The organism is Actinoallomurus acanthiterrae (assembly GCF_054775715.1).
Genome location: NZ_BAAHCO010000001.1, coordinates 10,029,282 through 10,043,174, shown reverse-complemented (window position 1 = coordinate 10,043,174; position 13,893 = coordinate 10,029,282). Strand labels below are relative to the sequence as shown.

Genomic DNA, 13,893 nt, shown 5'->3' with positions numbered 1-13,893 from the left:
GTGAGCGCCGCACGCGGGTGCTGCCGGCGACCCCGGCACGACGCGCCCGGCGTGAACTTCCCGGTGGCGACCCTGACTCCGGCCGCCACTCGTACCGGATGACACGGCATTCGACAGGCAGGTATACGCCGCACCTGAGACGGCCATGGGCCGTCGTCCCGGAAAGTCATGCATTCGGCACCCGGCGCGCGTCGTGCTCCGGGACAATTTGATCAAGATCAGAGAGCGAGAAAGTGATGACCGGCGAGCGGACGAAGCGGCGACGCTGGGGGATACCGGCGACCGTGCGGCCGTTCGGCCCGGTCGCCGTGCTCGCCGTCATTCACGCGATCGCCTTCCTGACCGGCCGGGGCACCGACGGCGGCGGCGCCTGGCTCAGCGCCTGGGCGGCGGCGATCGCCGCGAGCTCGCTGCTGTTCAAGGCGCGGCGGGCGCCGCAGAGCCCCGCCGGGAAGGTCGACCGTGACACCTGGCGCTGGTTCGGGCTGGCGGCGATGGCCTGGTCGGCCGGTTGGGCGATCAACGCGATCTCCCGGCTCGTCCTCAGCCGGTCGGCGGTGGCGGTCTCACCGGCCGACCTGTTCTTCCTGATCGCCCTGGGCGCCGTGACGGCCGGGTTCGTCGCGCCGATCGGCCCGCCGCGCAGCGCCCGCCCGTGGCTGCGCTATCTCGCCGACACGTACGTCTGCGCCTGCGCCCTGTTCGTCGTCGGCTGGGTCGCGATCTTCGATCGGCTGTACCGCATGTCGGGAGAAGGCTGGGTGCAGTTCGTCATCGAGCTGCGCTACCCGCTGCTCGACGCCCTGCTGGTCTGCGGGCTGCTGCCGATGGCGGTCGGGGCCCTGCGCGGGCGCCGCCGGTCCGTGATGGTCGCCTACTGCGCGCTGGTCGTCCTCACCGCGGCGGACGTCATGTACTTCATGGACCGGCTGAACGACGGCGACGCGTACGGCTCCGCGGCCGACCTCGCCCGCCTGGCCGGGCTGCTGCTCCTCGGCGTCGCCCCATGGACGCTGCGCGGCCGCGCGAGCGACGCGACCCGGCGCCGCCTCGTGGGGCCCGGCCTCGCGCCGGCCGCCACGGCCGCCGCCGCGGCGATCTTCGTGGCCGGGCACACGCTCACCGGCGCACACGGCCTGCGGCCGATCGTCCCGATCATCGCCGGGTCGGCCGTCCTCGTCGTCCTCGCCCGGCTCGGGGAGCTGGTCCACGACAACGACCGGCTGCGGCGCGCCGTGAAGGTCAGCGAGAAGCACTTCAGGGCGCTCACCGAGAGCATCAACGACGTCGTGGTGATCTGCGGGCTCGACGGCGTCATCGAGTACGTCAGCGAGGGCGCGCAGCCCTCGTACCACTACACGGCCGAGGGCCTGCTCGGCCGCTCGGTGCGCGATGTCGTCCACCCGGAGGACCTGCCGAGGGTGCTGGTGGCGGCCCGCCGGCTGCTCCGCGCGCCCGGGAACGACGTCGTCCGCATCGCCTGCCGGGTCCGCGCCGCCGACGGCACCTGGCTGCCGACGGAGTCCACGATCTGCCGGTACAGCTCGTCCGGCGGCGGGTCCGCGGACCGGCTCCTCGTGACCGTACGGGACTTCAGCGAGCAGGCCGCGCTCCAGCGTCAGGTCACGCACCTGACCTTCCACGACGGGCTGACCGGCCTGCCGAACCGCGCCTACTTCGAAGAACGCGCCCGCGAGGTCGTCGAATGCGCCCAGGGCACCGTCGCGGTGATCTTCGTGGACCTCGACGGCTTCACCGCCGTGAACGACTCCATCGGCCACGCGGGTGGCGACCAGGTGCTGGCCCAGGCCGCCCGCCGCCTGCGCGCGGGCGTCCTGGCCGACGACACCGTCGCACGCTGGGGGAGCGACGAGTTCTCCGTGCTGCTGCAGAGCGCCACCGAGGTGCAGACGGCCGTCGACCTCGGCGAGCGCCTCGTCCGCGTGCTCGCGAGCGAGCCGTACCGCGTCGGCGACCGCAGCATCGTGCTCACCGCCAGCATCGGCATCGCCTTCACCGAGGCGGGCATCGGCGGCCCCGAGCTCATCCGCAACGCCGACGTCGCGCTGTCCCGCGCCAAGGACCTCGGCGGCGGCCGGGTCGAGGTGTTCGCCGCCAAGATGCACGCCGACGTCGTCCGCCGCCTCGAACTCGGCGGCGACCTGCAGCGCGCGCTCACCGAGCAGCAGTTCACCGTGGAGTTCCAGCCGGTCGTCGAACTCGCCACCTCCCGCGTCACCGGCGTCGAGGCGCTCGTACGGTGGTGGCGGGACGGCGTCTTCGTGCCGCCGGAGGAGTTCATCGGCACCGCGGAGGAGTCGGGCCTGATGATCCCGCTCGGCAACTGGGTGCTGCGCGAGGCCTGCTGCGAGGTGGCGCGCTGGCGCGCCTCCGACTGGGACATCGGGTTGTCGATCAACCTGAGGCCCCGGGAGATCGCCGCGCCCCGGTTCGTCGAGTCGGTGGCGACCGCGCTGGAGAACAGCGGCCTGCCGCCAGAGGTGCTCACCCTGGAGGTCGAGGAGGAGGTCCTCGTCGACGGCGGCGACGAGCTGATCTCCCGGTTGTCCGCGCTGCGCGACCTCGGCGTCCGGCTGGCCATCGACGACTTCGGCACCGGCTACGCCTCACTGGCCTACCTGCGGCAGCTGCCGGTCGACGTCATAAAGATCGACCCCTCGTTCGTCGCCGGACTCGGCCGCGACGAGACCCTGACCCTCCTGACCCGCACGATCGTCCGGGTCGGCCGCGACCTCGGGCTGACCGTCGTCGCCGAGGGCATCGAGCGTCCCGAGCAGCTCGAGCTCCTCAAGGAGATGGGCTGCCCCCGCGGCCAGGGCTTCCTCGTCGCCCGCCCGATGGCACCGCGCGGGATCGAGGCGATCGTCCGCACCAACCCGCGCGGCGAGGCCTCCATCCCACTCCACGGCTCGGCCCTCTCCGCCGGCTGACCGGCCCCGTACGGACCGGTCAGCCGCCGAAGATCAGGGGTGCTGGAAGACGACCTCCGGGTCGGCCGGTGAGGGCCCGTCGAGCAGGGGCTGCGGGATGCGTTTGAGGTGCAGGTCGAAGAAGGCGCCGACGTAGGTGCGGGTGATCTCCTCCGCGCGCTGCGGGGAGATCACGGACCCCGGCCTGCCCGCCCACGCGGAGAGGACGGGCATATCCGTGAACGTGCCGTGGTCGGAGCCGGCGACGGTCAGCCAGCGTTTCCAGCCGTTCAGGCTGTTCCACGCCTGCTCCCAGGTGTCGTCCACGCCTGGGACCTCATGCTCGGCGCCGAACATCAGGAAGGGGCGATGGCCCAGGCCGGTGGCGGGGACCGGTGCCTTGAAACTGCCGTCCATGTTCACCCCCGCACGGACCCGCCGGTCGGCGGCCATGGTCGTGGCGGCCGCGTTGCCCCCGACGGAGTGCCCGGCCATGCCGATGCGCCGGGAATCGATCAGCCGGGCGTAGGGCCACGCCGGGCGGTGTGCGGTCAGCCGGCCGATCACGAAGGAGATGTCCTCGGCCCGGCTCTGGGCGATGGCCGCGGGCCCGCCCGCGGGGGGCTTGTCGCAGACGGCACAGGCCAGAGTGCGGCCGTCGGGGAAGGTCGTGCCGGAGTTCTCGTAGGTGTGGTCGACCAGCGCGACGACGTACCCGCGACTGGCCAGGTCCTCGGCGAGGCCGGTGAGGGTGGCGCGCGGGAACCCGAGGCCGGGTGAGAGCAGCACCAGCGGGAAGCGGCCGTGTGCCGGGCGTGCGCCGGTGTGCGCGTAGGTACGGGTGGCGCTGAGCGTCTCGGGGGGAAAGCCGGCGCCCGGGGCCTTCTCCTGCAGGAACAGCCGGGCCTCCTCCGTGGTCATGTACGGGGCGGGACCGCCGGTCCCGGACCGGGCGGGGTAGTACATCGACACCATCAGCTGCCGCGGGCCCGCCGACGGCACCCAGGGGTCCGGGCGGTGCCCGTCGACGAGGTGCAGCGTGGTGCGGCCGACCGCGTGCGGGCCGGTCGGGCTGGGCAGTACGGGGGACTCGGACGCGTGCGCGGCCGTGGCACGAGCGGCTCGTGCGGCCGCGACCTGCCGGGCCGGCGAAGCGCCGCACGCCGCCGTCGCCAAGGTGAGACCCAGCAGGGCGGCGACCAGCCGTGGCGCGCGTGCGCGGCCGAACGGACGGGACGCGTCGGTGATCTCTGGTTTCATCCGGTTCCTGTTCGCAGAAGGGCGTGCGTCGCCGGCGGCACCGGCAGGACGCCGGCGCCGCTGAACGAGCGCGGGAGTGTGGACGCCGCATCGCGTACATGCGGCGGACGGGTGTCGAGTCAGCCGATCCGGCGGCGGATCAGCCGGACGGTGGCGATGCCCAGCAGGAGTATGAGCAGCCCCATCCAGCCGGCCTCGATGAACTGGAACGTCCAGAACCGGCCGGCAGGGTGGTAGCTCGTCACGATGGTGTAGTGCCGGGCCAGCAGCCAGTCTCGGTACGAGACCGAAGAGATTCCGTCGCTCGACGATGGAAGCTGTGCCAGATACTTCGTGTACAGGATGTGGCTGTTGCCGGTGTCGAGCAGGTGCCCGTTCGGATCCACGTACGCCCTGCCGACCACCCAGTCACGGGGGCCGGTTCGGTCGGCCGTGACGAGTGGTGTCATGTAGTACCGGCGAAGCTTGAGAACGAGCGCCAGGACAAGGCCGGACATGCCGAGGAAGACCGCGCCGACCGCGACCAGGGTGCGGCGGGTCAGCAGGCCGGCGAACACCCCGGCCGTGAACGCCAGCAGCGTCTGGACCGGGAAGACGATTCCCTCGAGCTCGAAGCGGAGGTAGTCGCCGAACCCGAAGTGCATGACGTGGTCCAGGGGGGCGTTGTACCAGGTGTACAGGGCGCCGTAGGCCTCCGCCACCGCGGCCAGCACGACGGCGATCAGGCACAGCTTGGTCAGCAGCCAGCGGGTGCGTCCGGCCCCCTGGGTCCAGGCGAACCGGTAGGTGCCCGTCTCCAGCTCCCGCGCGATCAGCGGTCCTCCGATGATCGAGCCGAAGGCCGCGGGAAGCACCAGGAGGAAGAGGAATGGAAACTGCGCCGGGTACCAGCTGAAGAATTCCATGCGGAGGTGTTGGCAGGGGTCGCCGGCGAAGGAGGCGCACCGGTCCAATCCGAGCTGGTGGTAGGTCGAGCGGGCCCGCAGGCCACCGGCCACCATCAGCACGGCGAAGCCGGCCAGCATCCCCAGCAGGGCGTAGAAGGCGAACCGGTGCTGGCGCCAGGTCACCCACGCGAGGCCGAACCGGGGCAGCACGCCGCCGCGCGACACGGAGGTCGTCGTCATCAGCAGGCCACCTGTTCGCCGGGTGCGGGTCTCGGGCCGGGGAGCACCGAGGCCGCCGGTTCGCGCATGTAGGCCAGCACCAGTTCCTCCAGCCCGACCGGGTGCCGCTGCCAGCCCGGCGGCGCGGCGGCCGGATCAGAGGCACGGATCAGCAGGTGCGCCTGCGCGGACGCGCGCCGGTCCCGGATCACCGGGAGGCGCTGGGCGACGGCGTCGGCCTCATCGGCCGGCCCGGTCAGGACGTGATGCCCGGCGACCAGGTCCTCGACCTCACCGGACACCTGGATCCGGCCGCCATGCACGACGACCGCGTAGTCGCAGACCCGCTCCAGCTCCGTGACGACGTGGGAGGAGAACACCACCGAGACGCCGTCCTCCGCCACGGCCGCCATCAACGCCGCCGTGAAGTCATGCCGCGCCAGCGGATCCAGGGCGGCCAGCGGCTCGTCAAGGATCAGCAACTCCGGGCATTTGGCGAGAGCGAGGGTGAGCGCCACCTGAGACCGCTGACCGCCTGACAACGTACCGACCTTCTTTTCCAGCGGAATGCCCAGCTCCGCCAGGCGGCCACCAGCGCGCCGGTCGTCCCAGCGCCGGTTCAGGCTGCGCCCGACCCGCAGCATGTCCGCGACGGACAGGTTGCGGTACAGCGCCGCCTCCTGGGCCACGAAGGCGACCGCGTCCAGCGCTGCGGCCGATCCCGCGGGCCTGCCACCCGCCACCCGTACCTGTCCCGTCGTCGGCGTGGCCAGCCCGACCGCCAGGCTCAGCAGCGTCGTCTTCCCCGCGCCGTTCGGACCGACCAGGCCGACGACGTGACCGGACGGGATCGCCAGCGAGCAGTCCCGCAGCGCCCACGTACGGCCGTAGCGCTTGCCGAGCCCGGACGCCTCGATCGCGGCGCTCACGCGACCACTCCCGCGCGTCCGCTGCCGCCTTCCTCGTCCGGCCGGCCTTCCCTGCTCTGCCGCAGCTCGTGCAGTGCCGCCGTGAACAGGGCGCTCATGCCCTCCTCGTCCAGCCCGGCCTCGCTCGCCGTACGCATCCAGGCCAGCATGCTCTTCCGCAGCGCCGCCTGTTCGCGCAGGCCCACCCGGTCCAAGGTGCCCTCGACGAACGTGCCGAGCCCGCGCCGTCCGGCGACGAGGCCCCGGTGCTCCAGCTCCCGGTAGGCCTTCAGCACCGTGTTCGGATTGATCGCCAGCCCTGCGACGACGTCCTTGACCCTCGGCAGCTGATCGCCCTGCCGCAGATATCCAAGCCGCAGTGCCTGCTCCACCTGCTGGACCAGCTGGAGATAGGTCGGGACCCCCGAGGCGGGATCGAGCCGGAACTCGATCGGCGATGGCGAGCCATCTTTATCTATATCCATAGTTATTGAGTTAAAGCAGCTTTGATCGCCGCTGTCAACACCCGGGTCGCGCACCCGCAAGCTGCCGCCCGGCCCTGGGGCCGGGCGTGCACGCGCGCAGGAAGGCCGTTCGCGGGGCGGGCGCGGGCGCCTCGCAGGCGGTCAGGAGCGGCGGGCCGCGAGCGCGGTGGCCTGGCGCATGGCGACGCTGGCTTCTCCGGACGGGACGCGGGTGGCGATGTAGCCGTCCGGGCGGATCAGGACGAGCTCGTCCCCGCCGATGCCGTACGCCTCGCAGACGAGGCCCTCGGCGTCGATGACCGCGTCCGAACGGGCGGCCCTGGAGCCGGTGGTTACCTGGTGGACGCGCAGCGGGACGCCCAGAGCGGCCGCGTGCCGGAACTTCGGATGCGTGTCGCCGAAGGACAGCAGCGTCCAGTGCGGACCGCGCAGCAGGTCGAAGAGCCGGACGCGGTCGCCCGTCGCGGCGTCCAGGCAGGTCGCGTCGGGCGCCCGGTCGCCGGCTTGGACGCCGCCGTCCCGGTGCTGCGCGGGGTGCGAGAGCGGGCTGCCGGGGTAGGCGATGGTGAGCCCGGTGGTGAAGTCTCCGGTGAGCTTGCGCAGGCCGGTCGCGCCGTCGCCGTCGGCGGCGGACCGCATCACCGTGTGCAGGCGGGAGGTGCTGTCGTCCAGGACGGCCTGCGCGACGGGGCGCCGCTCCTGCTCGTAGGTGTCCAGCAGTGCGGCGTCCGCGCCGTCGAGGACGGCGGCGAGCTTCCAGCCCAGGTTGTAGGCGTCCTGGATCCCGGTGTTCATGCCCTGCCCGCCGGCGGGGGAGTGGATGTGGGCCGCGTCCCCGGCGAGGAAGACCCGGCCGACGCGGTGCCGGTCGGCCAGGCAAACGTTGATCTTGTAGAGCGAGAGCCAGTCCGCGTCCTTGATGTCGATCCCCGGCACGCCCGCGCGTTCGGCGAAGATGTGGCGAAACAGCTCCAGCGAGGGCTGGGCGGGTTCGGGGTCGTCGGCGGGGATGGATGCCTGGAACTGCCAGATGTCGGTGCCGGGCAGCGGGAACAGGGACAGGATCCCGTGCTCGGGGCTCATCCACAGGTGCTGGCAGTGCCGGTCGAGGCCGTCGACGCGCACGTCCCCGAGGTGCCAGCGCTGGTCCGGGTACGAGGTGCCCTCCAGCACGGCGCCGATCTCCTGGCGCACGGTGCTGCGGCCGCCGTCGCACCCCACCACATACCGCGCGCGGATCTCGCCGGCGCCCGCCGCCGTGCGCACGCCGACGGTCACGCCGCCGTCGTCCTGCCGGAGACCGGTCACGGCCGATCCCCACTCGACATGGCCGCCGAGCTCGGCCAGGCGGTCCCGGAGGATCGCCTCGAACCGCGGCTGGGAGAGCCAGATCGGAGCGTAGGGGACACCGGGCGCCGTCATGCCGACGGCCACCTCCACACCCTCGGAAACGACACGGTCGCGGTCGTAGTGGCGCGTGGGCACGTGGACGACCCCCGCCTCCAGGACGCGGTCGATGACACCCAGGTCGTCCGCGACCTCCAGCGCGCGCGGCTGGATGGTCTTGGCCCGGGAGGCGGTGCTGGGGCCGTCCGCTCCGTCGATGACGCGGAAGGACACTCCCCGCCGTGCGAGGTCGCAGGCCAGCGCGAGCCCGGTGGGACCCCCGCCGACGATCAGTACGTCCGTCGTGATGTGCTCGTTCATGATGCTCCTTACCTAACTTAGGTATCCTTTTGGTGGGCGAGCGGATCCCTCGACGGATTCCGCATCGCCCAGGAGAAACATATACCTAAGTTAGGTATCTATCAACGGGAGTGCTCATGTCGGCCGAAAGCGACGCGTTGACCGGACTGCTGCCTCGCATGACACGGCTCAGTGCCACGCTCAGCCGCGGGCGGCTCTTCGAGGCGGCCACCGCGGCGGCCGGGCTGACCCTCGACCGGCCCGCCGTGACCATCCTGCTCGTGCTCCACATGGCCGACCGCCCCCTACGCGTGGGCGAGATCGCGGCGCGCATGCAGGTCGCCGGTCCACACGTCACGAGGCAGCTGCACACGTTGGAGCGGGGAGGGCTCGTCGAGCGCGTGGCCGACCCCGACGACCAGAGAGCCCGTCTCATCACGCTCACGGAGCCGGGCCGGGAGCGCATCGGCGGCTACCTGCAGGTCGTGAACGGCTGGTTCACCGACGCCCTGTCCGAGTGGTCCGACCAGGACCGGCGAGACCTCGTCCGGCTGTTCGGCCGCATGGTCGACGACCTGGACGCCCACCTCGACTCCGTCGTGGGCGACGAGGAACCTCGGTAGGAATTCTTCACTTTGATCACGGTTCTCGTAGGTTCTTGTCTGCGCTCGGCCCCTCTGAGATCGTTACGGCGATTCCCCCCCGTAGCGCGGAGGCTGCCGATGAGCCTGCGAGGTCGAACCCTCGTCGCGGCGACCCTGGTGCTGACCGGTCTCGGAACCGGTCAGGCCCAGGCCCAGCAACACGCCGGTCCTGTCCCCCTCACCCGCCAGCAGGCCTACGCCCAGGCGGCGAAGGCCTACCACGTCCCCGAGAACCTCCTCCTGGCCGTCTCGTACCTGGAGTCCCGCTGGGACGCCAACAAGGGGCAGCCGAGCACCAGCGGCGGCTTCGGGCCCATGCACCTCGTCGACGGCACACTGGTCCCGGCCGGCGAGCACTTCGCCGGCGGCGACGAGGATCCCCGTGGCGACACCTCACGCCCGGCCCTGCACCCCAAGGCCCCGGCGAACGCCGCACCGCCGAGCACGCAGACGCTGCAGGAGGCGGCCCGGATCACCGGGGACGCGCCGGGCACGCTGCGCACCGACCCGGCGGCCAACATCCGGGGCGGTGCCGCGCTGCTGGCCCGCTACCAGCAGGACTCGCGCAAGCCGCTCAGCGCCGACCCGGCCGCCTGGTACGCCGCGACGGCACGCTACGGCGGTACCGACTGGTTCGCCGGCCAGGTGTACGACCTGATCCGTACCGGCGCGTCCCGTACGACCGACGACGGTCAGCGGGTCGCCCTCGCGGCAGACCCGGGCGTACGGACGGCCGCGCGGACCGCGAACGACCCAGAGACCGAGTGCCCGCGCGATCTCGGCTGCGAGTGGATCCCCGCGCCGTACCAGCAGATCAGCCCGAACGGCCCGACGGACTACGGCAACCACGACCTGGGCGACCGGCCGAAGAGCCAGAAGATCGACTTCATCGTCATCCACGACACCGAGGGCTACTACCCCAACGACGTGAAGATGGTCCAGGACCCCACGTACCTGGGCTGGAACTACACGGTCCGCTCCGCCGACGGGCACGTCGCCCAGCACCTGAAGGCCAAGGACGTCGGCTGGCAGGCGGGTAACTGGTACATCAACTCCAAGTCCATCGGCATCGAGCACGAGGGCTTCCTCGCGCAGGGCGGCACCTGGTTCACCGAGGCGATGTACCGCAGCTCGTCCGAGCTGGTGAGCTACCTCGCGCGCAGGTTCCACGTCCCGCTCGACCGGGCGCACATCATCGGCCACGACAACGTCCCGGGGACCATCCCGTCCACCGTCTCCGGCATGCATGAGGACCCGGGGCCGTACTGGGACTGGGCGCACTACTTCGACCTGCTGCACCGGCCGCTGCACGCCAGTGCGGGCCGCCACTCCGGCGAGGTCATGATCCGGCCCGACTACGACAAGAACGTCGTGCCGTACACCGGCTGCGACGCCAAGAACCCCTCCACCCTCTGCCCCGCGCACGGCGGCGGCTCGATCATGCTGCGCACCGAGCCCCGTGACGACGCGCCGCTGGTCAAGGACATCGGCAAGCACCCGACGACCGGCGGCACCGCGACGATGAGCGTGTACGACCACAGCGCCCGCGCCGCCACCGGCCAGACGTACGCCGTGGCCGACCGGCAGGGCGACTGGACGGCGATCTGGTACCTCGGCCAGAAGGCCTGGTTCTACAACCCCGGCACGCAGCCCACGGCCGTCGGTGCCCGTGGCCTGGTGGCCGTCGCCAAGCCGGGCGCGACGTCGGTCCCGGTGTACGGCCGCGCCTACCCGGAGGCGGAGGCCTACCCGGCGGGGGTGCCCGTCCAGGACCTCGTGCCGATGCAGTACACCTTCGCGGCGGGCCAGGCGTACGCCGTCGTCGGCTCCGAGCGGGGGGAGTACTACTACAGCAAGCTCTTCGACCGGACCGGCGCGACGGTGGTCAAGGGCGCCCTGAGGTACTACGAGATCCAGTTCGGCCACCGCGTCTACTTCGTCAAGGCCGGCGACGTGGACCTCAAGCCGGCCTGGTAGCGGCCGGGTCGATCAGCGCCTCGCCGTCGCCGTGGACCCCGGCGACGGCGAGGCGGCTCGGTCAGTGGACGGCCGTCGCGGCGTCCGTGCAGAGACAGCACGCATCGGTGAAGACGCGTACGGCCTCGCGGTCGTCGCCGGCGCGCCAGACGACCGCGAGCTCGCTAAGGGACAGCCCGCCGACCGGCCGGTAGACGAGGTCGTCCCGACGGTAGATCTCGGCGTTGCCCGCGGCGAGGAGCACGACGCCGAGACCCGAGGCGACCGCCTCGAACGTCTCGTCGGCGGTCTCCGCGACCGCGGCGATCCGGGCGGGCGCCTCGCGGTGATCCTCAGCGAGCCAGAAGTCGCGGAGGGCCCCCGCCTCCGGGGGAAGGGCGATGAACGGTTCGCCGGCGAGTTCGGCGAACGGCACGACCTCCAGCGCGGCCAGGCGATGACCGGTGGGCAGCGCGACCCACCGGTCCTCTCGCGTGATCACCTTCCAGGAGAAGCCGCCGCCGGGGACCGGGAGCCAGGCGATCGCGACGTCGACGTCGCCGTTCGCCAGCCCGGCCGTCGGATCGGCCCAGGAGACCTGGCGGAACCGGAGGCGCAGGCCCGGCAGCAGCCGCCCCATCGCGGCCGTCACGGCCGGGATCAGCCCGCGCCCGATGCTCGTCTGGAAGCCGACCGTCAGGACGGCGTCCTCCGCGGAGGCGGCGACGGCCACCGCACGTCGTGCCGTTTCCCACTCCTCGATGAGCCGCCGGGCGTGGGGGAGCAGGGCGCTGCCGGCGGGGGTCAGCGCGACCGTCCGCCGGTCACGGACGAAGAGCGGAGTCCGGAGGCCCAGTTCGAGCCGGCGGATCTGCTTGCTCAACGCGGGCTGGGAGACGAACAGCCGATCGGTCGCGGCCCGGGTGAAGCTGAGCTCCTCCGCCACGGCCACGAAGTACCGCAGGTCCCGCAGGTGGACGTCCATAGCCGAAGGTTATGACAACAGGTCTTGGACGGACCCGGGCCCGCTGCCCGACGCTTCCGCACGGAGGCGTGGCGCCGATGTCACGCCGTCGACGGGAGGAGACAGCACGTGGAGCTCGGGGTCACAGGACTGAACGCCAAGGCGACGCTCGGCCCGGCGGAGACCGTACGGCTGGCGCGGCGTGCCGAGGAACTCGGGTACCGCTCGTGGTGGGCGGGCGAGCACGTCGTGCTGCCGAGCCCGCGGACGCCGGACGCGCCGATGGAGCCGACGGACCCGATCCTCGACCCGCTGGTGCACCTGTCCTATGTCGCCGCCGTCACCGAGCGGCTGGAACTCGGCACCGGCATCGTGATCCTGCCGCAGCGCAACCCGGTCGTGCTCGCCAAGCAGGTCGCCAGCCTGGACGTGCTCAGCGGCGGCCGGCTGCACCTCGGCGTCGGGGCCGGTTATCTCGAACCGGAGATGACCGCGGTGGGCGTGCCGTTCGCCGAGCGTGGCGCCCGGACCGACGAATACCTGGACGCGATGCGGGCGCTGTGGACCCAGGAGGCGCCGTCCTACCAGGGGCGATACGTCGCCTTCGACCACGTCGACGCCCATCCACGGCCGGTACGGGCCGACGGGCCACGGATCGTGATCGGCGGTCACAGCCCGGCGGCCTTCCGGCGGGCGGTCGCCCGTGGAGACGCCTGGTTCGGCAACGGTGACGGGCCCGACGACCTGGTCCGCCACCTGGCAGGGCTGGAGAAGGCGGCGGCCGAGGCGGAGCGCCCGACCCGGCTGGGACGCCTGGAGATCGACTTCCTGCAGCTCTCTCCGGTGGACGCCTCGCAGGCCCGTCGCTACGCGGAACTCGGCGTCGACCGGCTCATCGTCTACCCGCTGCCGCTGGAGGACCCCGCCGACGTCGAGCGGTTCCTCGAGCGGCACGCCGACCTGGACCGCTGATATGCGTGCACTGATCCACGACCCCGGCGCACCGGCAGGGCTGCGCCTCGGCGTCGTTCCCGAACCCGTTCCGCGCGACGACCAGGTCCTGATCCAGGTCCACGCCGCCTCGCTCAACTTCGTGGACGTCGCGTTCATGGCCGAGCGGGCGCGTCCGGGCGCCGTGCTCGGGATGGACGCCGCCGGGACGGTCGTCAGGGCCGCGGCCGACGGATCCGGTCCGCCGCCCGGCGCGCGCGTCGCCGGCTTCGGATGGGCGGCGGGCGCCTGGGCCGAGTACCGCGCCGCCGACACCGCCGAGCTGGCCGTCGTTCCCGATTCCGTCGACCTGGGGGCGGCGAGCGCGCTTCCGGCGGCGGGCGTCACCGCCCTGCGGGCGCTGCGGAGGCTCGGTCCGGTCATCGGCCGGCGCGTCCTCGTCACGGGGGCGTCCGGCGGCGTCGGACGCTTCGCCGTCCAGCTCGCCGCCCGCGCCGGCGCGTACGTCATCGCCGCCGTGGGAAGCCCTGCCCGCGCCGAAGGGCTCCGTGAGCTCGGGGCCGACGAGGTCGTCGTCGGCCTGGGGGACGTCACGGCTCCCGTCTTCGGCGTGCTCGACAACGTGGGCGGTCCGGTGCTGGCCGAGGCGTTCGGGCTGCTGGAGGACGGAGGATGCGCGCAGAGCATCGGCATGGCCTCGCGCGCGCCGACGACGATCGACTTCGAGAAGGCGCGGCTGGCCGGAGGGCGGGGGCGCGTCGAGCCCTTCGTCGTCGGGCGGGCGGGGCACTTCGGCCCGGACCTCGCCTACCTGGTCGAACTCCTCGCACGGAAGGCGCTGGACCCGCAGATCGGCTGGCGCGGTCCCTGGGAGCGCGCCGCGGAGGCCGCCGAGGCGCTCCTCGCCCGCCGGGTACGGGGCAAGGCCGTCCTCGACATCGGACCGCAAGCCCGTACCGGCCAAACTCTTCAGTCCAAACTGGACAGTTTGCACTGAAGAATC

Annotated in this window: 11 protein-coding genes; 5 read left to right on the top strand and 6 right to left on the bottom strand. The window is 72.3% G+C overall.

What is annotated here, in order from left to right; all coding sequences use genetic code 11:
- Positions 1–236 precede the first annotated feature (236 nt).
- On the top strand, positions 237–2,951 hold the full coding sequence (locus tag ACYVF7_RS47340) for a putative bifunctional diguanylate cyclase/phosphodiesterase (RefSeq protein WP_460352713.1): 2,715 nt from the start codon (positions 237–239) through the stop codon (positions 2,949–2,951).
- Positions 2,952–2,984: 33 nt separating this feature from the next.
- Here the strand turns inward: ACYVF7_RS47340 and ACYVF7_RS47335 are convergent, their stop codons facing one another.
- From ACYVF7_RS47335 to ACYVF7_RS47315, 5 genes are all read right to left on the bottom strand, one after another.
- On the bottom strand, positions 2,985–4,190 hold the full coding sequence (locus ACYVF7_RS47335; RefSeq protein WP_460352711.1) for an alpha/beta hydrolase family protein: 1,206 nt from the start codon (positions 4,188–4,190) through the stop codon (positions 2,985–2,987).
- 119 nt (positions 4,191–4,309) lie between these two features.
- Positions 4,310–5,317: a hypothetical protein gene (locus tag ACYVF7_RS47330; protein WP_460352709.1), complete on the bottom strand. Its 1,008-nt coding sequence runs from the start codon at positions 5,315–5,317 to the stop codon at positions 4,310–4,312.
- Complete coding sequence (locus ACYVF7_RS47325) at positions 5,317–6,225, bottom strand: ABC transporter ATP-binding protein (protein WP_460352708.1); 909 nt, start codon at positions 6,223–6,225, stop codon at positions 5,317–5,319. Before ACYVF7_RS47325 ends, ACYVF7_RS47330 begins: the two co-directional genes overlap by 1 nt.
- Positions 6,222–6,689 carry a GntR family transcriptional regulator gene (locus tag ACYVF7_RS47320; protein WP_460352706.1) on the bottom strand — a complete coding sequence of 156 codons (468 nt, stop codon included), beginning with the start codon at positions 6,687–6,689 and terminating at the stop codon, positions 6,222–6,224. Before ACYVF7_RS47320 ends, ACYVF7_RS47325 begins: the two co-directional genes overlap by 4 nt.
- A gap of 141 nt (positions 6,690–6,830) precedes the next feature.
- On the bottom strand, positions 6,831–8,396 hold the full coding sequence (locus tag ACYVF7_RS47315; RefSeq protein ID WP_460352705.1) for an FAD-dependent monooxygenase: 1,566 nt from the start codon (positions 8,394–8,396) through the stop codon (positions 6,831–6,833).
- A 116-nt stretch (positions 8,397–8,512) separates the two neighbouring features.
- On the opposite strand from ACYVF7_RS47315, the gene ACYVF7_RS47310 reads away from it, so the two are divergent.
- Both ACYVF7_RS47310 and ACYVF7_RS47305 read left to right on the top strand, forming a co-directional pair.
- Complete coding sequence (locus ACYVF7_RS47310; protein ID WP_460352704.1) at positions 8,513–8,998, top strand: MarR family winged helix-turn-helix transcriptional regulator; 486 nt, start codon at positions 8,513–8,515, stop codon at positions 8,996–8,998.
- A gap of 99 nt (positions 8,999–9,097) precedes the next feature.
- Positions 9,098–10,996: an N-acetylmuramoyl-L-alanine amidase gene (locus ACYVF7_RS47305; protein ID WP_460352703.1), complete on the top strand. Its 1,899-nt coding sequence runs from the start codon at positions 9,098–9,100 to the stop codon at positions 10,994–10,996.
- 61 nt (positions 10,997–11,057) lie between these two features.
- Here ACYVF7_RS47305 and ACYVF7_RS47300 read toward each other — a convergent pair whose 3' ends face one another.
- Positions 11,058–11,960: a LysR family transcriptional regulator gene (locus ACYVF7_RS47300; protein ID WP_460352701.1), complete on the bottom strand. Its 903-nt coding sequence runs from the start codon at positions 11,958–11,960 to the stop codon at positions 11,058–11,060.
- A gap of 108 nt (positions 11,961–12,068) precedes the next feature.
- On the opposite strand from ACYVF7_RS47300, the gene ACYVF7_RS47295 reads away from it, so the two are divergent.
- Both ACYVF7_RS47295 and ACYVF7_RS47290 read left to right on the top strand, forming a co-directional pair.
- Positions 12,069–12,911: an LLM class F420-dependent oxidoreductase gene (locus ACYVF7_RS47295; protein WP_460352699.1), complete on the top strand. Its 843-nt coding sequence runs from the start codon at positions 12,069–12,071 to the stop codon at positions 12,909–12,911.
- Between the two features lies 1 nt (position 12,912).
- Positions 12,913–13,887, top strand: coding sequence for a zinc-binding dehydrogenase (locus ACYVF7_RS47290; RefSeq protein WP_460352698.1), 975 nt, complete (start codon positions 12,913–12,915; stop codon positions 13,885–13,887).
- The last annotated feature ends 6 nt before the right edge of the window (positions 13,888–13,893 follow it).